Source organism: Psychroserpens sp. Hel_I_66 (assembly GCF_000799465.1).
Lineage (GTDB): Bacteria > Bacteroidota > Bacteroidia > Flavobacteriales > Flavobacteriaceae > Psychroserpens.
Genome location: NZ_JUGU01000001.1, coordinates 3527791 through 3551395, shown reverse-complemented (window position 1 = coordinate 3551395; position 23605 = coordinate 3527791). Strand labels below are relative to the sequence as shown.

At 34.2% G+C, this 23605-nt stretch carries 17 protein-coding genes; 5 read left to right on the top strand and 12 right to left on the bottom strand.

Annotated features, from left to right (window positions below; genetic code table 11):
* The first annotated feature begins 45 nt into the window (after window positions 1–45).
* Complete coding sequence (locus tag GQ40_RS15810; RefSeq protein ID WP_047550599.1) at window positions 46–828, top strand: Fpg/Nei family DNA glycosylase; 783 nt, start codon at window positions 46–48, stop codon at window positions 826–828.
* Window positions 829–831: 3 nt separating this feature from the next.
* On the opposite strand, the gene GQ40_RS15805 is transcribed toward GQ40_RS15810, so the two are convergent.
* The 11 genes from GQ40_RS15805 to GQ40_RS15755 form a co-directional block, all read right to left on the bottom strand.
* Window positions 832–1749: an alpha/beta hydrolase gene (locus tag GQ40_RS15805; protein WP_231565592.1), complete on the bottom strand. Its 918-nt coding sequence runs from the start codon at window positions 1747–1749 to the stop codon at window positions 832–834.
* Window position 1750: 1 nt separating this feature from the next.
* Entirely contained in the window at window positions 1751–2530 is a 780-nt protein-coding gene (locus tag GQ40_RS15800) for a rhamnogalacturonan acetylesterase (RefSeq protein WP_081990230.1), read from the bottom strand.
* Window positions 2517–4535: a pectate lyase gene (gene pelA, locus GQ40_RS15795; RefSeq protein ID WP_047550593.1), complete on the bottom strand. Its 2019-nt coding sequence runs from the start codon at window positions 4533–4535 to the stop codon at window positions 2517–2519. The genes GQ40_RS15800 and pelA overlap by 14 nt, the downstream gene beginning before the upstream one ends.
* A 5-nt stretch (window positions 4536–4540) precedes the next feature.
* Window positions 4541–5728, bottom strand: a complete 1188-nt coding sequence (locus GQ40_RS15790; RefSeq protein ID WP_047550590.1) for a sialidase family protein — start codon at window positions 5726–5728, stop codon at window positions 4541–4543.
* Window positions 5725–7335, bottom strand: a complete 1611-nt coding sequence (locus GQ40_RS15785) for a glycoside hydrolase 43 family protein (protein ID WP_047550587.1) — start codon at window positions 7333–7335, stop codon at window positions 5725–5727. The genes GQ40_RS15790 and GQ40_RS15785 overlap by 4 nt, the downstream gene beginning before the upstream one ends.
* Window positions 7332–8375 (bottom strand): Gfo/Idh/MocA family oxidoreductase, encoded by a 1044-nt coding sequence (locus tag GQ40_RS15780; protein ID WP_047550584.1) that lies wholly within the window; start codon window positions 8373–8375, stop codon window positions 7332–7334. Before GQ40_RS15780 ends, GQ40_RS15785 begins: the two co-directional genes overlap by 4 nt.
* A gap of 7 nt (window positions 8376–8382) precedes the next feature.
* Window positions 8383–9609 carry a glycoside hydrolase family 105 protein gene (locus tag GQ40_RS15775; protein ID WP_047550580.1) on the bottom strand — a complete coding sequence of 409 codons (1227 nt, stop codon included), beginning with the start codon at window positions 9607–9609 and terminating at the stop codon, window positions 8383–8385.
* Window positions 9610–9614: 5 nt separating this feature from the next.
* Complete coding sequence (locus GQ40_RS15770; protein WP_052184293.1) at window positions 9615–10037, bottom strand: cupin domain-containing protein; 423 nt, start codon at window positions 10035–10037, stop codon at window positions 9615–9617.
* Complete coding sequence (locus GQ40_RS15765; protein ID WP_047550577.1) at window positions 10037–11053, bottom strand: DUF4861 family protein; 1017 nt, start codon at window positions 11051–11053, stop codon at window positions 10037–10039. Before GQ40_RS15765 ends, GQ40_RS15770 begins: the two co-directional genes overlap by 1 nt.
* Window positions 11050–12000, bottom strand: coding sequence for an alpha/beta hydrolase (locus tag GQ40_RS15760; RefSeq protein WP_047550574.1), 951 nt, complete (start codon window positions 11998–12000; stop codon window positions 11050–11052). The genes GQ40_RS15765 and GQ40_RS15760 overlap by 4 nt, the downstream gene beginning before the upstream one ends.
* Window positions 12001–12115: 115 nt before the next feature.
* Window positions 12116–13597 carry a glycoside hydrolase family 28 protein gene (locus GQ40_RS15755; RefSeq protein WP_231565591.1) on the bottom strand — a complete coding sequence of 494 codons (1482 nt, stop codon included), beginning with the start codon at window positions 13595–13597 and terminating at the stop codon, window positions 12116–12118.
* 408 nt (window positions 13598–14005) lie between these two features.
* Between GQ40_RS15755 and GQ40_RS15750 the strand changes: the two genes are divergently transcribed.
* Genes GQ40_RS15750 through GQ40_RS15735 form a run of 4 tightly spaced genes read left to right on the top strand, consistent with a single transcriptional unit; the run spans window position 14006 to window position 21964 of the window.
* Window positions 14006–17176 carry a SusC/RagA family TonB-linked outer membrane protein gene (locus GQ40_RS15750; RefSeq protein ID WP_231565590.1) on the top strand — a complete coding sequence of 1057 codons (3171 nt, stop codon included), beginning with the start codon at window positions 14006–14008 and terminating at the stop codon, window positions 17174–17176.
* A gap of 19 nt (window positions 17177–17195) precedes the next feature.
* Window positions 17196–18983, top strand: a complete 1788-nt coding sequence (locus tag GQ40_RS15745) for a RagB/SusD family nutrient uptake outer membrane protein (RefSeq protein ID WP_047552075.1) — start codon at window positions 17196–17198, stop codon at window positions 18981–18983.
* 26 nt (window positions 18984–19009) lie between these two features.
* Window positions 19010–20563: a DUF5123 domain-containing protein gene (locus GQ40_RS15740; RefSeq protein ID WP_047550571.1), complete on the top strand. Its 1554-nt coding sequence runs from the start codon at window positions 19010–19012 to the stop codon at window positions 20561–20563.
* A 33-nt stretch (window positions 20564–20596) separates the two neighbouring features.
* Window positions 20597–21964 (top strand): polysaccharide lyase family 1 protein, encoded by a 1368-nt coding sequence (locus GQ40_RS15735; protein WP_231565589.1) that lies wholly within the window; start codon window positions 20597–20599, stop codon window positions 21962–21964.
* A 65-nt stretch (window positions 21965–22029) separates the two neighbouring features.
* Here GQ40_RS15735 and GQ40_RS17895 read toward each other — a convergent pair whose 3' ends face one another.
* A complete protein-coding gene (locus GQ40_RS17895) occupies window positions 22030–23529 on the bottom strand; it encodes a right-handed parallel beta-helix repeat-containing protein (protein ID WP_081990228.1) in 1500 nt (499 codons plus the stop codon).
* Window positions 23530–23605: the final 76 nt, after the last annotated feature.

The window sequence follows — 23605 nt, the reverse complement described above, 5'->3', positions numbered from 1 at the left end:
TTTCCGAAGAAAATATTTAACTCAAAAAAACAACTGAAATTACGTATGCCAGAATTACCAGAAGTACACGGTTACAAAATATACATTGACAGCACATCTTTACATAAAACAATAACAACATTTGAATGTAGAGACCAAAGATTACTCAAAAAACCACTCAAAGATTTTGAAAGTTATTTAATAGGAAACCAATTAACCAAAACCCTTCGTATAGGTAAATATCTATTTATTGAAACTTCAGGAGAAAAAATTCTTGTGATGCATTTTGGAATGACTGGACGACCTAATTATTACAAAGAAAAAGACGACCGACCAAGATTTGGGCACATTGTTCTAACACTTGAAAACGGATTTCACTTCGCTTTTGAGAACAAACGTAAATTTGGTTGGTGGGACCTAATTGATTCTATCGAGGATTACAAAGAATCACATAACTTGAGCGATGACGCTAGAGACTTATCTCTAGAGGATTTTAAAAACTCTTTAAGTAACAGAAAAACCCATATCAAAAGTATCATTATGGATCAAAGCGTTGCTGCAGGTGTTGGCAATTGGATGGCAGATGATATTTTGTACCAGGCAAAAATCCACCCAAAGAAAAAAGTTCAGGATTTATCGAATACTGAAATTAAAACTATTTTTGACGCCATGAAAAATGTTATTGAAGTCGCCATCAAGAATGATGCTCACTACGAAGATTTCCCAGATTATTTTTTTATTCATAACAGAAAAGAAGGCGCTAAGTGCTTTCATACTGGTGTTCCCATTGAAAAAATAAAAGTTGGAGGGAGATCTACTTATTTTTCTCCAGAGTGGCAGGAGCTTTAAAAATCAATTCATTATTGTTTTTAACCATTGCTCACAGGTGTTGACCCATGGATGAGTTGAATTTCTACCCAAACCAAAACCATGACCACCTTTTTCGTAAACATGCATTTCTGAAGAAACGTTATTTTGTTTTAATCCTAAATAATATTGAATACTGTTTTCTACAGGAACCGATTTGTCATCTGTTGCGTGTACTAAAAAGGTTCTTGGCGTATTAGCATCTATTTGTGCGTCATTCGAAAAGTTGTCCAATAGTTCTTCCGAAGGTGTTTCTCCCAGTAAATTAGTTCTTGAACCTTTGTGTGTTATAGACTCTTTCATTGAAATTACTGGATAAATCAATATTGAAAAGTCTGGTTTTGCACTAGTTTTCGTTTCATCCTCATAAACTTTCTTATCGTATTGGGTAGATAGTATTGCTGCTAAATGTCCACCAGCTGAAAAACCCATGATACCAATTTTATCTTTATTTAGATTCCAATTGCTTGCATTACTTCTAACATATCGCATCGCTTTTTGTGCATCTTGCAATGGCCCAATGCTTTTGTTTTTCATAATGGCATCGTTTGGCAATCTATATTTTAAAACAAATGCTGTAATGCCAAGCGTATTTAACCACTCAGCAACTTTATAGCCTTCTTTATGGATTGCTAAATGATGGTAACCTCCTCCAGGACAAATAATAACTGCTATTCCATTTGGTTGTTCTGGTTTGAAAACTGTAAGTGTTGGTTGACTCACTTGCTCCAAACTAGTAACCACAGCATCTTTTATGATTTCAATTTCTTTAAATTCTGAATTTTCTATTGCACCTGGAATTTCATTTTCCCATAATTGAATGACTTTACGGTCTTGCTGTGCAAAACAGCTGAAGAAGCAAAGGCAACTTATAAATAGAATATATTTTAAAGATAGTTTCATGCTAATTTGTTTTAGTGATTGCATCAAAACCTTCTACTTTTTCATTTAATGCATTGACTGCTAATTTTGCGACTTCTGTAGCGCCAAAAACGGACAAGTGTGTGTCGTCTTCTTTCCCTTCAGGAAAATATGAAACTTCATTGGGCTTAAAATGTAGATGCAATTTCTTAGAGCCTTCAACGCCATAAGATTCTTCCATTTTTTCGGTTATATATAACAAATCAATAAATGGCACATCATATTCCTGCGCAACCAAACGCGTTTCTAATGGGTAAGCTCCGTGTGTGTCAACTAAAGTTCCTTCTTCATTAAATTTTCGTCTCACTATGGATGTAAATAAAATAGGTTTAGCACCTTTTTCTCTACTTTCTTCTATAAACTTTATTAGATTATGTCTGTAAGCTGTATGTGGATTGGTATAGCGTTTAGGATTAGTCAACTTTTGATCGTTATGTCCAAATTGAATGAACACATAATCTCCTTTTTCCAATTGTTTATAAACTGAGTCCCATCGACCTTCATCTATAAAACTTCTGGTACTTCTTCCATTTGTTGCATGATTTTTTACGGTTGCCTTACCGTTCAAAAATTGTGGTAACAGTTGGCACCAACCACGTTCTGGGTTTTCATCTGGATTGACTTTATCTGACATGGTCGAGTCTCCGATGGTGTAAATGGTAATATTCTGTTTTTGTTGTTCTGTTTCAGTTGGCTTTTCTTTTTCCTTGCAAGATTGAAATACCACTAAAATTAAAAGAAAATAGATATTAAAGATTTTCATACCATTCTGTTTTAGATGTTTTTTTATCGTTACCTAATACGTTTTTAAGCGAGTATTTTTGAGCTTCATGCTTTTTTAATTGATGTGACCAACTGACCCTTTTTTCTGGTTTAAAACTTTTACCAAAATTTTTATATTCTCCATAAAACGTGGTTTTTTCAGCTTCTGGTTTAGACCAGTTATGCCAACCTTCAGGTAAAATATGGCCTCCTAAATCGCAATTTATAAAAACTGTTTGTGCATAGATACGCCAAGGTCTGCCTAAATACACCTCATTAACCTCTTTGTCTGCAGTAAGTTTACAATCTTTAAACACATATCCAAAGAGCGAATCTTTTGGTGTTGAAGCTGCTGTTATATAGGAATTTTTTTTACTGTGAATTTGGCAATTTTCGAAAAAAGCAGTGGCACTTCCGAAGATAAAATCGGTTGTACCTTCAATATAACAGTCTTTATAGTATTGCTTCCCCTTTCCTGATGCATACAACGTATCTTGATTACCTAAAAGATTGCAGTTAACTATTGCCACTTCATCTGAAAACACCGATAATGCCACTGCTTGCCCGACTTCACCAGACGTATTTTCAATGGTTAAATTTTTAAGAATTACATTATTAGCTTCCACTAAAAGGGTGTACGTGTGAAAGGTGCTATTTCTGCCTAAACCGATTTTGTTAAAATAATCATCATAAGTAATAATAGTGTGTTCCTTGCTTTCACCTACCAGAGCTAAATTTTGATTCCACTCGTGGATTTTTACTTTTTCCTTATAAACACCATTCTTTATAAAAATGGTTATTCTATCATACGGAAAGGCTTTAGTATTATTTATAGCCTCAACAATAGATGTATAATCGCCACTTCCATCTTGTGCTACGACCATATTAAACGCATCTTTTGGCTCTTTTTTGTCTGAGGGATTATACTTTTTCTTCCATGCTGGATAGCGATCCAATACCTTTTGAGGGTCACTTTTGTACCAAGCATAACCGTTTCTGCGCTCTTCCCCTATTTCGGCTAAGGTCGCTTTTTTAATGCCATCTCTATCAGAGAAAAAAGGTGTGTTATCCTCTAATTCCATAAAACGTGCCCAAATGGCTGGAGCATTTTCGTCAGAAACCATTTTTTTACTAATCGTTTTACCTTTTTCATTGTATATTCGATCTTCACGTAACCCAGTGATCTTGGTTTTTTCAAACCAATCTACCGCACTATTTATTGCTGTAATAATGTTTTTTGATGGATTTTCAATCGACATTAACAAGAGTACAATGTTGGCGGATTCCGCTCCACTTAATGAAGGCAATTCGTAAGCTCTTGCTTTTGCAGGTTCTAATGTAATTGCATCATGTTGCGCGCACCAAGCAGTTAATACTCCGTTTTGCTTGTATTGGGTTTTTAAGATACAATCGACTCCTTTTTTAAAAGCTTCATTGATTTTTTCTAATTGGGATTTTGATGGAACTATTGAATAATAACTGGTATTGTCTTTAAGGTTTTTCAGAAAATTCATGATATTGACCATTGAATCGTCGTTGTAAGTAATATGCGTATAATATCCTTTTTTCAAAGGGTAAAATTGTGGCCAACCACCATTATCATATTGAGCTTCTAAGATATAATCCAGTCCTTTTAAAAAGGCATTTTTATAGGTTTCGTCTTTTGTTTGCGCATATATTTTTGATAAAAACAAGAGTTCTTGAATGGTCGCGCCATTATCTGTTGTGGCACCATCATTGGTTTTTTTCTTCTCCAGTAGTCCTTCTTTTAGTTCTTCGGAAAGCGGAAGGTGCATTTGTACATTTTTTGGCCAACCACCAATATTACGTTGATAGAGCAACACATTGGTTGCTATTTGTTTTGCTTCCGAAGTAACAAACCATGCAGCTTCTTTTTTATGAATAATATCTCGCCAAGATTTATCATGGACTTGAGCATACAAACTTGAGACCCTAACCATTGTGATTAGAAAAATGAGAACTAACTTTATGTTTTTTATCTCCATGATTTTCAATTTAAAGTTAAACTGGTTAATTGAACCTTGGTGTATTCTACATCTTCTTTATTTGTCGCATATGAAATATAGAGATTGTTATTCCAAATAAAGGATTTTGGATAATGATAGCCCAACCGTTTGTAGGTGCCTTCATAACGCAATGGCTGAATATCTTTACCACCTTTTCTAATTATATATGACGTATTAAATAATTTCCCGTTCTCGCTCAATGTTAACACTAAAGGCATTCTAGTTTTATTGTTTACTGGATTATTAATTATGAAAGCTGTACCATTTTTAAAATTACCTGCACTTTGTTTAGATCTTGAATCTGGCATATTGGTATTTACAGGCTTTGTCCATGTTTCTCCTCGATCGCCACTTACAGAAGCCATATTAAAATACGTGCTATTTTGATCTCTAAATACCATTACTAAATTATTGTCTTCTTGCAAAAACCAACTAGGTTCAATTTCGCGAGAAATATCTTTTTTAATTGAATTATTAAAAAATTCAGCACGTTTCCAACCACTAATTCCTAAAGGATCATCGGTATAAATTGGTGACACTATCAATCCTGGTTGAAAATGAGCTGCTCCAACAATACGTCCATCTGGTAACGCATGAGGATCTTGCTCAAAAACACCGTCTAATGGTGTGCCATCAATCATTAAAACTGGTTGTTTTTCTGACCAATTAATGCCATCAATACTTGTCTTGTAAAAAGCAAATCCGCCTTCTGGTGTTACGTTATTTGGCCACTCATTAATATAGGCGACAAGAGTATCTCCATGTTTCCACCAACCACCAGATGTGCAATAACCATTTTCTAAAGTTTTGGATAAGACTTTAGGTTTTGACCAATGCGTTCCATCTTCACTTCTACTGTATGCTACCCAAGTGTCCTCTGAATCTTCATCCTTTAAAGAACTTTGCCATTGACAATAAAAAGTATTCTTAAAAACGGTCATTACAACACCATTGCTAAAATGATCAGTTGAATCTGAAGGACTGAAGACAGTGAACGTCTCTATTCCGTCAGGAACTTTAAGTCCTAAATCATCTTTTTTATTTTGATTGAACAACTTTGTATTTACTTTAAAAGGAACTTCTGCAGACTTTTCATTTTTGCAGGACTGAATACATGCAACAACTAAAATTACTGAAATTATGAACGCTATTGAAGACCTTTTTTTTATCATTTTGAAAACCTTATCCAATCAATATCCAAACTTCCTGCATCATTTGTAACACCTTCTCTTAAAGCTAAAAAACCTATTTTAGAACCTATCCATTTGCCTTCTCTGGCTTTAAATTTAGTTCCAATGGATTTGAATGTTTTATTATCTAAGCTATAGAAAAATTCACAAATTGCGCCTTTACTGACTTTAACTTTAAGATAAACTGTGTTTGTGTCAATTCTAGTTTTATCAGTTTCCGTTTCCGCTTTATTTTTGTCATCATCTTCGCAAATTACTTGAGATAGAAACAAATTGCCTTCTTCTTGTTTTAATCGAATATAGCTGTAATCTAATCCCATAATCAAAAAACCTACTTCTTCATTGTCGTGACGAGCATTGAAAGTCAATTTTGTTGTTGCTGTAAATTCTTCTGCAGGAAATTTTTGCAATAATAAATTTGGAACTGGGTGTAAATTAACTGCATCTTCAGGCTTTGGTCTGCAATACATTGTAAAATGTCCCAAGGATGTTGGAAAACCGTAATACACTTCTGGGTTTGCTTGCCATTGCCACTGCAAACCTAACTTGGGTTGGTTAAATTCATCTGAGTCTGGCGGTGTAACGATTGAATGTGTTTTGCCAACATTCGGTTTTTTGAATTTGGCAACAGGCTCTCCAATGCCATCATTATTTTGGTCCACTCCCATTACTGGCCAATCATTTTTCCACGTCATGGGTTGCAAATGTACAATACGACCATATGCACCTTTATCTTGAAAATGAAAAAACCAATCTTCACCAGTTTGTGTGGTTACCCAAGCACCTTGATGTGGTCCATTAATGTCTGTATTACCTTGATGCAACACTTTCTTTTTTTCATAAGGTCCAAAAACGGATTTAGATCTTAAAATAGTTTGCCAACCTGTAGAAACGCCACCTGCTGGTGCAAAAATGTAATAGTACCCATTTCGTTTATAAAATTTTGGGCCTTCAATGGTCGATTCGTCTTGATGACCATCAATAATCATCACCTCATCGTCATTGGTTTTGGTGCCTTCCACATTCATTGTATCGATAACCAATAAGCTTTTTATGCCTGCGCGACTTCCTGCAAAAGCATAGGCTAAATATACTTTACCATCATCATCCCAAAGTGGTGTTGGGTCAATAAGACCTTTTCCTCCTTTTACTAAAATGGGTTCTGACCAAGTTCCTTTTGGGTCTTTGGTTTTTATCATATAGATCCCAAAATCTGGATCTGGATAATAGATGTAATATTCTTCATTATGAAATCGAATACAAGGTGCCCAAACGCCATTGCCATGTTGTGGTCTATTAAAAACATCCAGTGGAACTTGTTTTGGAAGTGCATAATTTACCAATTCCCAATTCACTAAATCTTTAGAATGTAATATTGGCAAACTTGGTGAGCAGGTAAAAGAAGAAGCGGTCATATAGTAATCCTCTCCAACTCTTACGACATCTGGATCTGAAAAGTCTGAATGTAAGATTGGATTGGTATATGTACCATCTCCATTATCGGACACCCAAACGTTTGATACGAATTTCTCTTGAGCTGAAAGACTCAAAAAAGAAAGTAAACCAAAAATGACTAGAAAATTTTTCATAAATCAATAATTCTTTTTTCTCTATGGCTTTGAACAGCAGCTTCGATAATTTGGATGACTTGTTTGGCTTCCGAAGCTAGCACTGGTAACGCCTTATTATTTAAAATAGCTTCTGAAATTCCATCGTAATACCCCATGTAATCGCCAATTTCTGTATTTACAGACTGTCTATAAGACTTACCATCTTTTATGATATGTAAAAGTCCTCTTTCAGATTCGGGTTCAATTCCCCAATTTTTGATATTGGGTTTTAATTCTTTTTGAAGTTCTTTTTCCTGTATATCTGCTTTCGATTTTATGAATGACCCATTTGTACCGTGAATGCTATAAGCAGGAAGTGGTTCTCGTACAAAATAACTAGATTTTAAAGTCACATATTTTGAATCGTAATACAGTTTCACATCGAAATAATCGCCTACTTCTGAATTCTTTCTGAATGCATCTAACGAAGCAAACACGCTTTTAGGCATTCCAAACAACTGCAGTGTTTGGTCGATTAAATGTGAGCCCAAATCGTATAAACTGCCTACACCTTCAGTTGGTGTTTCTTTATGTTTTTTATAGCTTAAGTTTGGTTCGAATCTATCATAGTGGAATTCTGCTTCAAGGATATTTCCTAAATCGCCTTGTTCAATGACTTTTTTGACCGTTTTAAAATCACTGTCCCAACGTCTGTTATGATATACTGAAAGTTTAACCTTATGCTTTTCTGCTAAATCAATCAACTCCTCAGCTTCAGTAGAAGAAGTTGTAAATGGTTTTTCAACGACGACATGCTTTCCAGCTTCAATTATTTTTTTGGTAAAATCGTAATGGGTGATGTTTGGTGTATTTACGATGACGAGTTCAATAGCCTCATCCTGAAGTAACGCCTCCAACGATCGAAAAGTTTTAATCTTTGGGTATTTTTCTTCTGCCAGATTCTTCGTCCGTTCTAAAACGCCATATAAATTGAAGTCAGCATGCGCCTCAATAAATGGCGCATGAAACAGATGTCCGCTCATCCCGAAAGAGCACAATGCTGTTTGAATAACATTCATAGTTTTCTTATTTATCCAGTTCTAAAGCAGCCATTATAAAAGGACCTGTTCCCTTTGGGTCATTGGATCTAATGATTTCGCCAATGTAATATTCGAACGAACCATCTCTATATGGATTGCCACCTAAACCTGCGACACCACAACATTTGTTAAGATTTACGACACCGTTTTCTTCCACAGTGATAAATTCATTTAAAATACCTTGAAATCCTTTTTTAGCATGGTCTAAAAATGTTTCTGGAAGATAGCCTTTATTGACACCTTTTGCTAAAGTGTAGGTAAACATGCTTGTTCCAGTGGCTTCGAGATAATTCCCATCTCTTTGAGGTAAATTGAGCACTTGATACCATGCACCACTTTCATCTTGATAATTTACAATAGCTTCTGCATATTGGTTGAGATATTTGATGATTCTTGCTCTTCCTGGATGATTTTCTGGTAAATAATCCAACACATCTACTAATGCCATCCCGTACCATCCCATTCCGCGGGACCAAAAATGTTGTGACAATCCTGTTTTTTGATCTGCCCATTTTTGTTCTTTACTTTCATCCCAACCGTGATAGTACAATCCGGTTTCTGGGTCTCTGTTATGTTTTTCAATTAAATCGAATTGAAGCACAATCTTATCATATGTTTTTTGAGCATCCTCACCTTCCATAAATGATTTTGTGTACTTGGCGTGAAAAGGTTCTGCCATGTAAACACCATCTAACCACATTTGGTTTGGATAGACTTTTTTGTGCCAGTAACCACCTTCAGACGTTGTTGGCATACCTTCCAATTGCTTATGAAGTGTGTCCATTGCATTTTTAAATCTTGGCTCTTCAGTTTTGTTGTATACATAATAAACCGCATCTCCAGATTTTATCATATCGAGATTGTAATTTGATAATTTATAAGTTTCAATAGCACCATCTTCGTTAATCATTCTGTTGGTATAATCGTAAATGTAATCGTACAGTTTTTGATTATTGGTTTGCTCATAAACTCTAGACATAGCTTGCAATACCAAACCATTGGTATAACTCCATTTTGGTTTGTCTCTAAAATCAAGCAATGTTGGGTCTGGAAAGCGTTTAATTTCAGACAATGCCATACGTTCTGACCATTTGAGCGTGTCTGAAATTTCTAATATAACTTTAGACTCTTCTGTTTCAACTTGCTTCTTTTCTTCTTTACAACTTGTAAAAAAACTGAATACTAATAGCGCTATGAGTGTTATATTTTTCATCTTAACTAATTACTCTTTTCGTATTTTTTTATGACTAAATATTTTAATTCTGTTTCACCTACATTGCTTATTCCATGCATGCTGTTGGATGGACAATACAAGCTTGTATTTGCTTCAACTACCATTTCTTTTCCGTCTAAATGAAACTTGGCTTTACCTTCCAAAACAAAGAAAAACTCATCTTCGGGATGTTGGTGTGGTGCATGAGTAGATTTACCAGGTGCCACTACGCTTAATTTAAGCGTTCTTCCATCTAAAAAATCTTTATCTGCAAACCAGTATTGATATCCCACTTTTGTTGGGATGGCTTTGTCTTTGGAAAATGTATTTACGCAATCTTCAATAGAGTATGTTTTTTCTTGAGCTGTCGTTTTTTGAATACTAGCTAGAAGCAGAAATAAACAAATTGCTCTAAATGAAAATTTCATTATAATGTGTTATTTGAATTTAATTCTGAAAGCAATCCGTCTAAATAGGTTAAAAATTCCGCTTCCGTTTTAATGCCATCAACTTCTTGTTCCCAAGCTCCCAAGAAGTAAAAAAATACAGGTTTTGTTGTTGGTTTAAATTCGATTAAATAATCATGTTCTCCTTTTTTGACTTCGGAAGTGGTTTCAACTTCATAAAAAATAGCCATTCCTAAATCGTCTGGCACCAAAGTCTGTTCACCATAAGTTGCTATATAAGCCCACTTTTTGTTCTCACTTTCTTTCTGAAAATAATTTACACCATGATCGATAATTCCTGTAACAATCCCTTCAATTGCTTTTGAAGGTTCAATCGTATGCTTCGTGTATCGCTGCTCTGAACCAATAGTCAATGTAGATTTTAAATCAATCGTATCTCCACCTGTTTTCCAGCCTTTATAATTTATAATGACAGAAGATGCATCTGAGTTATTTTGTATCGAAGCAAATGTAGAATCAACCTCTTTAAAATGCATTACTTTTTCATCAACCAAACGACCTAATGAGCCAATTCCCAATCCGCTACCGACTTTTAAGATATCTTGTCCCCAAGGTTCTGGCTCGTGATAGGAATCAAAACCATCTTGACCGACTTTAGACAACACCATGGTGTCGGTTTTTTTTCCGAAGATATCAATTGCATTTCGCCAATCTAAATATAAACGGTAACCTATTTTATTACTTTCCCAACCTGGACCCTCATAACGTATGTACCAAGAATGGTCGGTGTGATTATCTGGAACTCGCAATTCTTGAACATTTTTGAATGAAGTACCACCATCATATTCTTCATGACCTCTCGTGCCATCAATCCATTTGCCTCCTTCAGCAATAGAAATTTCAGCATATGTTTTTGATGTTTCCATCACTTCTTTCTCTACTGAAATATCTTCTTTATTTTCCTCTTTTTTCTCTGATTTACAAGCTATAATTGATGTTGCGCAACATAGCGCCATTATAAATTTTAGTGTTTTCATTTTTTATTATTTTTAAGTGTTTTGTCTAAAAATGTTGTGATGTAATTTACGGTGTCAGTAAACCAAGGATGGAATAACCAAAAGGTATGTGGACTGTCTGGGAAATTTTCAACCTGGTTATAAATATCGTGTTTGTCTAAAATTTCAATCATCTCTTCTCGTCCAGCTTGAAAACGTTCATATGGGCTACTGATGAATAAAATTGGTGGTGTATTTTCATCTGTATGGGATAAAGCTGATGCTTGTTCCCATATTTCAGGTTTTTCTTCTGAAGTTCCACCCAGCCACCAACTTGCCATTTTACCTTCACTGGATTTAGGATGAACAAATGCTAAAACACCATCTAAATTCACAATAGCTTGTACAGTAGTTGACATGGAATAATCTGTTTTTTCCTCGAACTTTAAATTGTTGTTTGTTGCACCAACCAAAGTCGCCATTTGTGCACCAGAAGACGTTCCTAAAATAGCGACTCTCGTTGTATCTATTCGGAATCTTGCAGCATTGGATTTAATATATTGAATCGCTTCTTTGAGGTCATAAATACCTTGAGGATACTGCGCTTCGTCAGACAATCTGTATTCTATTGCAAAACACGAATAGCCTTTTGAAGCTATATATTGTGCCATAGGTTTCATGTGGGATTTGTCACCAGACTTCCATCCACCTCCATGAATTAAAATAACTGCTGGATTGTTTTCCGAAGTATTTATAAACGCATCGAAACAAAGGTTTCTTTTTTCTAAGGTTTTGTATTGAATATTTTCGGTTTCTATTACATTCTCAAACTGTTTTGGTTTTACGATTTCAATTTGAGGAAAATTTTTCTTGTATTTGTTGAAAGAACTATTGACTGTATAAGACGTATCTTTTTGAATGCTCTGCAATGCAAGAGCTGTTGAAGAAACCATACATAAGAAAAGGCATATTGCAATGAGCTTATACATATCGTTTGATTTAAAATTTTAAAAAATAAGCCTGATCATTATCACCAGGCTTACATAAAACAAATTACTGCTATTAATCAATTTGTCATGGTTGGTCTATATCAATAGTATAGATTCACTCTTTTGTATCTGGTGGGCTTTGCATTAAAGATCCATTAATATAAGTATCTATAAGCTTTAAGTTTTTAACATGTTCTAAAGAAAAGGCTTCATCTACTTTTTCTATTCTTACATTTTTCAATGTAATATTTGTAATTGGTGATTCTTCATAGCCTTTTGCTAAAACCCCAAAGTAACCACCATTTTTAACCGTTATATTTTCTAACACTATATTTTTAATTACTGGAATGAACTCACCAGTTTGATTGGTATAAGTTGCATAATGCATATTTAATTTTAATACTGCTTCTTTCACTTGCCCAACATTGACGTTTCTAACGTAAACACCGTCAATAGTACCACCTCTTCTTGAATTTGTTTTTAAACGTATGGCTCTATCTAAATTAGGGCTATCCATGGTACAATTTTCTACGAAGACATTGCTAACACCTGCAGACATCTCGCTACCAATGACCACACCACCATGACCATCTATCATTTTGCAATTTTGAACGACGATGTTTTCACTTTTAATGGCCACTCTTCTACCTTCTGCGTCTCGTCCTGCTTTAATAGCGATACAATCATCACCAGTATTGAATGTACAATTTTTGATGATTACATTTTTTGAATATTCTGGATCACAACCATCGTTGTTTGGTCCGTGACTCTCTACGGTTACACCATCTACAGTTACACCGTTAGATTTAAAAGGATGGATTATCCAGAAAGGTGCATTAGTAATTTTTACACCTTGTAAAAGCACGTTTTTACATTCATAAAATTCGATAAAATTTGGACGTAAATAATGACCATCTCCAAAAACTCGTTCTTCAAGAGGTGTACCGTTTTGACCCATTTCCATTAATCGTGGAAGGTTTAGACTGTCTTTTTGTTGTGGCATTCCTTTTTCCCATCCGTAGGTATCTTTTCCGACCCATTTCCACCAATTATCATTGCCTGCCTGACCATTAAGAACACCTTTACCTGTAATAGCCACATTGGTTTTATTGTTCACATAAATTAGTGGTGAGTAATTTATAAATTCTACACCCTCATAAGATGTTGGTACCAATGGGTAATAATCCTTTGGGTTAGTACTGAATAAAATCTCTGCACCTTCCTCTAAATGCAAATTGATATTATTATCTAAGTGTATTGCACCGGTCAAATACTTTCCTTTAGGAACTAAAACTTTTCCTCCACCTTTTTCAGCACAGGCAGCAATGGCTTTTTTGAAGGCTTCAGTATTATATGAAACACTATCTGGCTGAGCGCCATAATCCATAATATTAAAAACATTATCTGGAAATTCAGGGGCTTTAACACTGGCGATAATTTCGTTCATTGTGTTCCAAGGACCACTTTCCGAAGTTATTTTATTTTCCTTGTTCTTTTTACAGGCCACTAAACCAAAACACATTATAAATAACAAACAAAGAGGGACATTAATCGATCTTTGCTTTCTTTTTTCTTTTAGCATAAATAATAAAACCATTTCTTAAATTTTTATCAATAATGTAATCGATTACAAATCTATATAATTTTTCTGATATATTAAGATTTCCGTAAAAAATATAGAATTAATTATAAAATAATCAATTAAAATTGAATTAAATAGTTAATGTTTAAAGGCCAAACCGCAAATTTTGCTAAATATTGATGCCTATTAAATGACCAAAATGAACATTTGCTATTTTTAGCTCCGTTATTTTATAAATTTAAAAAAATATATACCAAATATTTGCATAATTAAAAATTAATAATACATTTGTGTAATCGATTACATTTTAAATCAACTTTTAAACTAACTAATTTCATGTGGAACAACTTAATTAAATATTTGTTTTTCTATCCTAAGGAAAGAAAAATTAAAAGGATTTATTCTAGTAAACCTTTTTCATTATTGCTATTTGCATTATTTTTTCTATTCAATCTATCTTTACATGCTCAAAGCAAAACAATTACTGGTACAGTAACTGATGAGGAAATGGGGTCTCCAGTGCCTGGTGTAACAGTTCAAGTTAAAGGCACAAGCACAGGTGCGGTAACAGATTTTGATGGTAACTTTTCTTTAACTGTTGAAAACGCTAATGCTACTTTGGTGTTCTCATACATAGGCTATATAACCCAAGAAGTAAATGTAGCTGGTAAAAACACAATTAATGTTGTACTTAAACAAAACCTAGAGGCTTTAAATGAAGTTGTTGTAATTGGTTATGGTACAGCCCGAAAATCTGATCTAACAGGATCTGTTGTTACTATTGGTGGTGATGACCTAAAAGAACAAGGTATTCAAAATGTTGCAGAAACCTTAACCGGTCGATTAGCAGGTGTTCAAGTATTATCTACTGAAGGATCTCCAGATGCGGAAGTAAATATCAAAATACGTGGAGCAGGCTCACTAACTCAGGATAGCTCTCCCCTAATCATCGTTGATGGTTTTCCTGTAAATAGCTTAAATGATATTTCTCCAACAGATATTGAAAACATAAGTGTTTTAAAAGATGCTTCTTCAACAGCTATTTATGGTTCTAGAGGAGCAAACGGTGTTGTCATTGTAACTACAAAAAGCGGAAAAACAGGCAAAATAGCTGTGAGCTATAATATGTTTTACGGAGTAAATAAACTTGCCAATACTATAGATGTTCTAAGCCCTGAAGATTATGTGAAATGGCAATATGAATACGCACTTCTTGACGATACTCCAGAAACCTATGAAGATATTTTTGGACTTTATCAAGATTATGACCAATATGTTGGCATGAAAGGTAATAACTGGCAAAAACAAATTTATGGTCGCACAGGGGAAGTTCAAAGTCGTGATCTATCTATAAGAGGAGGTTCAGAAAAAATAAATTTCAATTTTAATTACGCTCTTTTTGATCAAAAAGCAATTCAAATTGGTTCAAACTTTAAAAGAAATAATTTATCACTTGCATTGCAAAGTGATGTAAGCGACAAAATTGATGTTGCATTTACGGTACGTTATTCTGATTCTGAAGTTAATGGTGGTGGAGCTAATGAGCAGAATGAAGTATCCTCAGCAGATTCAAGACTTAAATATAGTGTAGCTTACTCGCCAATTGCCATTCCACAACTAGTTACAACAAATACAGATGAAGCACTAAATGGATACTTAATTAATCCTTTTGTAGCTACTGATGATAACCAAAGAAGACAATTGCGAAGAAATTTGAATATGCTAGGAAGTTTTGGTTGGGAAATAGTTGATAATTTAAAGTTCAAATCAGATTTTGGTTTAAACACGAGAGACGAATCAGACTATCGCTTTTATGGTAGATCAACTTACTATTCCAACAACGTTCCTCCTGGAGAACTACAAGGTCAGCCTTCCTTATTAATCAGAGATCGAAAAAATGAAACTTTTAGAAATGCGAATACTTTAAGGTATGATTTCAAAAATGTTTTTGGTGAAGATCATAGTTTAGATCTTTTAGTTGGAGAAGAAATGATTGTTACAAAAAATAATCTCGTGACCAGTGAAGTTCAAGGTTTACCTAATGGTTTCGGTTTTGAAAATGCTCTAGTTTTAACTACACAAGGTCAAAATTTTTCTGTAGATAATTTTTATAGTCCAGAAGATAAATTATTATCATTTTTTGGTCGCGCTAACTATGCTTTTAAAAATCGTTATTTGTTAACCGCTACTTATCGTGTTGATGGATCAAGTAAATTTTTAGGAGATAATATTTGGGGCTACTTCCCATCTGGAGCACTAGCTTGGAAAATCTCTGAAGAATCTTTCTTAGAAGATGTTGACTGGCTTACTGCTTTGAAATTAAGATTAAGTTATGGTGAGTCTGGGAATAACAATATACCGACTGGTCAAACAGTACAAAGTTTCACCTCTTCAACTACCAATTTTATAAATAACGTTCCCAACTATCTAGCGCCATCAGATATTTTAGCAAACCCAGATTTAAAGTGGGAAACTACAGTGTCTCAAAACATTGGTTTAGATTATAGCTTGTTTAACGGTCGTGTAAGCGGAGCATTTGAACTTTATAAAAATGTTACTCAAGATTTATTACTTCTATTTCCAACTCCAGGTACAGGTTATGAAGCTCAATATAGAAATATAGGAGAACTGCAAAATACAGGAGTTGAAGCTTCATTAAATATTGCAGCTATTGAAAAAGAAAAATATGGATTAAATTTAGCATTTAACATTGGGCTTAATGACAATCGTGTAAACTCACTTGGTGAATTAATAGACATTAGAGCAAGCACGAATTGGGCTTCATCACAAATTGGAACTGATTATATAGTAAAAGTTGGTGATCCAATCGGTTTAATGTATGGATATAAAAATGATGGACGATATGAGGTATCAGATTTTGATTATGATGTAGCAACTGGTGAATATACACTTAAGGAAGGTGTTGTAGATAATAGTACTGTAATTGGAGAAGTCATGCCTGGTTCTTTAAAGTTAAAGGATATTAATGGAGATGGTGTTGTAAATGAAGATGATAACACGGTAATTGGTAATGCAAATCCTGATCATATTGGAGGTATGGTTTTAAGTGGATATGCCTACGGTTTTGATTTTTCTGCAGCGTTCAATTGGAGTGTTGGATTTGATGTATATAATGCTAATAAAATAGAATTCACAACAGCTACCCAAAATGGGCAATATAGAAATTTAAGTACTATAATGGCAGATGGTAATAGATGGACAAATCTTGATCCTGCAACAGGTCAATTAGCAACAGATCCAACTCAATTAGAGGCTTTAAATGCAAATACAACACTTTGGTCTCCTTTTATGCAAAGAAATGTATTTAGTGATTGGGCTGTAGAAGATGGTTCTTACATTAGATTAAATACACTTACCTTAGGATACACGTTACCGGAATTTATTACAACAAAATTAGGTGTTGATAAATTGAGGTTTTATGCAACTGCAAATAACGTATTTATTATAACCAATTATTCTGGTTTGGATCCTGAAGTTTCAACAAGAAGAAGAACCCCTTTAACGCCTAGAGTTGACTATTCACCTTACCCACGAAGCAGACAATTCGTGTTTGGTTTTAACCTTAATTTTTAAATAAAAAATGCTTTTAAAAATGAAAAAAATAATTATAATTTTAGGAATACTAGCAACAGGATTTTTCACATCTTGTGAAGAATTTGATGGTGATTTCTTAGAGGCTCCTGCACAATCAACATTAGACGAATCTGTGATATTTTCTTCACCAGATTTAACAAAAAGTGCTATTGATGGCATTGTTGAACCAATGGGACAGACAAATTCATATAGAGGACGTTTTATTCCATTTTATGGTTTCAATACCGATTCCGAATACAATTATAGCTCTGATGAAGATGGAAGCTCACAAGGTGCTTTAATGATCTATGATGCGACGCCTAGTAATTCACAAATGAATACACAAAACAATGCTTGGGCTCAAATGTATGCTGGAATTGAACGTGCTAATATTTGTATTAGAGGTTTACGTACCTATGGTAATCCAGAACCAGGAACAGTTCTTGGTCAATACCTTGGTGAAGCACTTACATTAAGAGCTATTTATTATGCAGATTTAATGAAGGCTTGGGGCGACGTACAATATCGTTTTGAACCTATAGTAGCCGAAACAGTATTTATTCCAAAAACGGATAGAGAAGTCATCTACAAAAAAATTATTGAAGACTTAGGAGAAGCAGCAACTCTGGTTGCTTGGCCAAATGAAACTGCACAAACAACAACTACTGAAAGAATAAACAAGGCATTTGTCAAATCTTTTAGAGCACGATTGGCACTGGTTGCTAGTGGTTTTCAGCAATATCCAGATGGCATAAGAAGAGCTAACGATCCTGCTTTATCGGTTGCAAACATGTATACTTTAGCTTTAAACGAGGCAAATGATGTTATTAATAGCGGTACAGCAAGTTTAAATCCTTCTTTCGAAACATTTTGGAGAAATTATAATGAAGAAGTCCTGGCTGCTGGTAATGAATCCTTATGGGAGATTCCTTTTGCAGATGGTCGTGGTAGAGTATTGTTCTCTTTTGCGGTTAGACATCGTGGTGTTGATCAACACACTGGACAACCAAGAGGAGGTATCGCTGGCCCACTCCCAACAGTTTTTTACGATTTTGATGAAGCTGATACGCGAAGAGATGTTACTTGTGTGCCATATCAATGGGGAAATCCTATTGAAGGAATAGCACAACAAGAGCTCGTAGGTTTAAACACTTGGTATTTTGGAAAATATAGATATGAGTGGATGAACCGTTATGTAACATCTACTAATGATGATGGGGTTAATAAAATATATATGCGTTATGCAGAGGTACTTTTAATTGCTGCGGAATCTGCAAATGAATTACAGGGCCCAGGTGCAGCAGCACCTTATCTAAAAGAAATTAGAATGAGAGCTTTTCCTTCGGAATTACATCCTGAAAAAGTTGACGCTTATGTAAATGCTTTGGGAAGCCAACAAGCCATGTTAGATGCCATAATTGAAGAATATAATTATGAATTTACAGGTGAAATGATTCGTAAACAAAATCTAATTAGATGGAATTTATTGGGAACCAATCTTGATGAAGCAAAAGCAAAGATGTTTAATTTAAAGAACCGAACAGGCGAATATAGTGATGTGCCAACAACCTTGTATTTTAAATACGAAGAAGATGGTGAGACATTAGACATTTATGGTTTAAACAGAGATGAAGATGAAAATCCAGGTCCAGAGTTTTCTGCTGTTGATTGGACAATGTTAGAAGATGACACAATAAACTCATTGTATAAACCTGGTGTAAATCCAGATGACAGGCAGTTCTGGCCAATATGGCAAGTCTTTATAGATGCTAGTAATGGTCAATTAGTAAACGATTACGGTTACTAGAAAATAATTAAAAAATACTTATAATTATGAAAACAAAACATTCATTACAATCAATAGCTCTAGTAGTAATCTTACTATTTACTTTCACTAATTGTCAAAATGAAGATGAATTGATAGATGAGCTTCAAATTTCAAGAGAATTTGCGCCTGTCGATTTATCTTCTCAAATTAGAACCCAAACATCTATAGAATTAACTTGGCAAACTGAAGATGATGTTAGTCTATATTTTGTAGAAATTAGCGAGAACGCAGACTTTAGTAATCCTGTAGTAGCGACTCAGGTAAATTCTAGCGATCTTCCTGTGCTTTTTGAGCTCAGTCAGGAAACACTGTATTATATTCGCGTTAAAGCAATTAGTACAAGAGGTTTAGAAGATTCCACTTATGCTACTACTACAGCTACTACAGATACAGAACAGTTATTTTTTCCTTCTGAGGATGGAGATATTTTAGCGACACAAGCTACATTACGATGGTTGCCTAATAGCGCAGTAACACAAATTGTTCTCAACCCAGGTAATATTGTACGTGATCTTACACCTCAAGAAATTACAGATGGAATAGCTGTAATTACTGGTTTAACAGGTGAAACTACATATGATGCTCAATTATTGAATAATACCACAGTAAGAGGTAATAAGAATTTTACAACTGGTATTGATATAGGTGATGGTATCTTAGTAACTCCTACTGATGATTTATTCCAAATGATTGCCGATGCAGCTCCTGGAGATGTTTTAGTACTTGATGCAGGAGATTACACAATGCAAACAGGAACAGCAACAATAGATAAACCGTTAACAATAAGAGGTTTATTAAGTTTTGAAAAACCTTTATTAAAGATAAGTTTTTCTATAGTGAATGGCGCTACAGATGTAAGTTTAATTGATTTGGATTTAACAGGTGATATCCCTTTAGACCTAACAGATACAGTAAGGTACTCCGCAGCAGGTAGTTATAATTCGCTATTGGTTAGTGGATGTAACGTACACGATTATAACAGATCGTTTATTGCTGGTAATGAAACAGATGCTATCGTTCAATCAATTACTGTTGAAAATTGTATAGTAACAAATGTCTTAACTAGTGGAGGAGACTTTTTTGACTTCAGAAACTCTGATGTTTTAAATGTGAATTTTAATACAAGCACCTTTAACAATTGTGCTCCAGGAAGAGACTTTTTTAGAATCGATGCAGCTGGAACATCTAATAGTACTGGAGTGACGTGTAATGTGATTTTAGAAAATTGCACATTATATGCATGTTCAAATTCTAGTAGCAGAAGATTATTTTATGTAAGATTTGATGCTAATGATATCACATCAAGAAACAATTTAATTACAGATACCGAAATTGAAGGCTATTCTGATAATAATGCTACTGATGAATTCATTACATTTCAAAATAACAACTATTTTAACGCACCAACCTTATATGATCCCTCAGTCACAAGATTTGATGACTCAACAACATTTACAACCTTAGATCCTGGATATGCAAATGCAGAAAATGGTGATTTCTCAGTTTCAACACAATCTTTAATAGACGACAACGTTGGTGACCCACGTTGGTTACAATAATCTTTAATTTTAAATTAGTCTTTAAAAGGAAGTATGAACAAAAGCATTCCTCCTTTTTTTATAACTTTAAATTCTTCGGAAAAATCTATGTTTAAAACAGTTTATTTATTATTTATTTCTGGTTTACTATTATCCAATCTGGGCTTTTCCCAGCAATTGGCATTTCCAACTGCCGAAGGTTTTGGCAAGTACGCAACAGGTGGAAGAGATGGAATAATTTATAAAGTAACCAATCTAAATGATGACGGTGAAGGAAGCTTAAGAAAAGGTATTCTTAAAAAGGGACCAAGAATAATAATTTTTGAAATTTCTGGGACTATAGAACTTGCATCTAAATTAGACATCAATAGAGGTGATTTAACCATTTTAGGACAAACAGCACCTCAAGGTGGCATCACAATTAAAGGTTATCCCGTAACTATCAAATCTAATAATGTTATAATTCGTTATTTGAGATTTAGAATGGGAGACGTTAACAACATAGAAGGAGATGCTCTTGGCTGTAGAGATACCAATAATGTAATTATAGATCATTGCTCCATAAGCTGGGGAACAGATGAAAATGCATCCTTTTATAACAATAAAGATTTTACTTTACAATGGTGCATTATTTCCGAAGCATTAAATAATTCCATACATAGTAAGGGATCGCATGGTTATGGCGGAATTTGGGGAGGCGTTAGAGCTTCTTTTCATCACAACCTACTGGTTAGTAATAATAGTAGAAACCCTAGATTTAGCGGTTCTTCAACGACAGAGAATTCTGAAAATGAATTTGTAGATTTCAGAAATAATGTCATATATAATTGGGGAGAAAACAATATTTATGGTGGTGAAAAAGGCTCTTATAATATCATAAATAATTATTTTAAAGCAGGACCCGCTACGACTTCTTCAAAGCTTGATAGAATTGTTAGTCCATCTGAACCTTACGGAGCGTTTTACGTGAATGGAAATGTCGTCTACAATTTCCCTAAAATATCAGCTAATAACTGGAATGGAGGCGTACAATGCGATAACCCAGAACTGGCAAAATCCAACACGTCCTTTGATATATCAAACAATATTAAAACAACTTCTGCTGATGAAGCATATAAAGAAGTTTTAAAATATGCTGGCTCAAATATTTTTAGAGATAGCGCAGACCAAAGAGTCGTAGAAAATGTTGAAAAAGGAAATGCCAACTATAAAGATGGTATAATAGACTCTCAAAAAGATGTTGGTGGTTGGCCTATCATTACATCTAAAAGTGCAAAAAAAGATACAGATAATGATGGCATACCAAATAAATGGGAGAGAAAACTTAAATTAAAGTGTAAAATACAAGACGCTAAGTCAAACACTCTAGATAAAAATTATAATAATATAGAGGTTTATGCCAATAGTTTAATTGGTATCTAAATAATAAGAAACAGCCTTTAAAATAGTTATTTTAAAGGCTGTTTCTTAAATGTTAGTTGATACAATTATTCAAATTCAAATGCTCCTATATCTGGTGCAGATCCGTTAAAAGGTAATCCTACATTTACTCCTGCATCTATTAAATCGCTACTAGAAATTAACTTTAAAAAGTCAATACTTGGCAAACTCCCATCTTCATTTCTTGGTGATGCTAGCAGATCTATATCAATAGACACAAAATCTGCTGCAGAAGTCACTAATCCATTTTGCCAACCGTTATTTGTAATATCAGCTGTAGTTGCCGAAAAGCTATCATTAGTATTTCCGTCAAAAGACAACGTGTTTTTAATAATTAAGGAATTTATAATATTTGTAGAGCTAAAACTTATATTTCTACCATTGCTAAATGCTGAACAGTTATAAATTTCAATATCACCTCTATTACTATTATGATCAAATCCATCAAAAAGATTTCCTGCAGATATGCAATTTTTATAACTCGCATTATGCTTTAACGTTTTATCGTCACTTCCTCCAGTTTTAAAACCATTACCGTCTCCAGCACCAACAGTTCCATTCATCAAATATCCGTTTTTAAACGCCCAGCAATTTTCATAATAAGTTGTAACATTATCTGTTTCTCTTAAATAGCCATCCCAACCATCATCGAGGTTTTGCCAAGCTCTACAACCAAAAAATTTATTTCCAGATCCTGCATTGAGTTTGCACGCAAATCCATCTGCATTTTCTAATGTAGAATCTGCATTAAAAAAAGAGTCACAATTCAAAATAGTGTTATTTACAGCTCCATTATCTATTTGCAATCCAGTGTCTGCATTTTCACTGAAAGTGCAAAATTCAATTAAATTATGATCTCCCGTAATATGCATCCCATTATCTCCAGCTGCAAAAACATCAATGCCTTTTATATACCAATAACTTCCAGACAACTCAATGCCTCTATTGGATGAATTTTCAGACATAGACGAAAAATTAAATTTAGGTCTTATCGTATTGGTAGGATACGGTAAAATTGATATCAAATTCCCGTTAGTTCCACTACCTGTAATTTGTATGGTTGAGGTGAACATATATTCTCCGCCAATAACATAAATAGTATCTCCTTGAGACGCATTTGCAATTGCTGTTAAGATTTCTGCGGAAGTTTGAACGACAACCCCTTCAACATTATCCGCAACGCCAGCAATTGCAAATTCTTTTTCTCCGGAAACGCCAGAACCATCGGTTGCTGAGGCAATCACTGTCACAGTTCCATTGGATACTGCAGTTAATAATCCAGTTTCAGAAATTGTAGCAATTGAAGTATCAGAAACACTCCAAGTTACCGCAGCATTAGTTGCATTGTTGGGAACGACTCCAACAGATAACTGATTAGAACCTCCATTACTGATATTGGCTCCAAATATCGAGATAGCTGTTACTAAAATTTCCGAAGGATTCTCAGATGGATTCTCATCATTGGCATCATCGCTACTGCAATTCAAAGGAAGCAGGCAACCTAATAAAAATGTTATTACACAGACTAGTTTAAAAAATTTTATCATAGCAAATTTTCATTTAATTAATAATAATTATTATTTGTGCAATCGATTACATAATATTAGTAAATTTAGTCTCTAA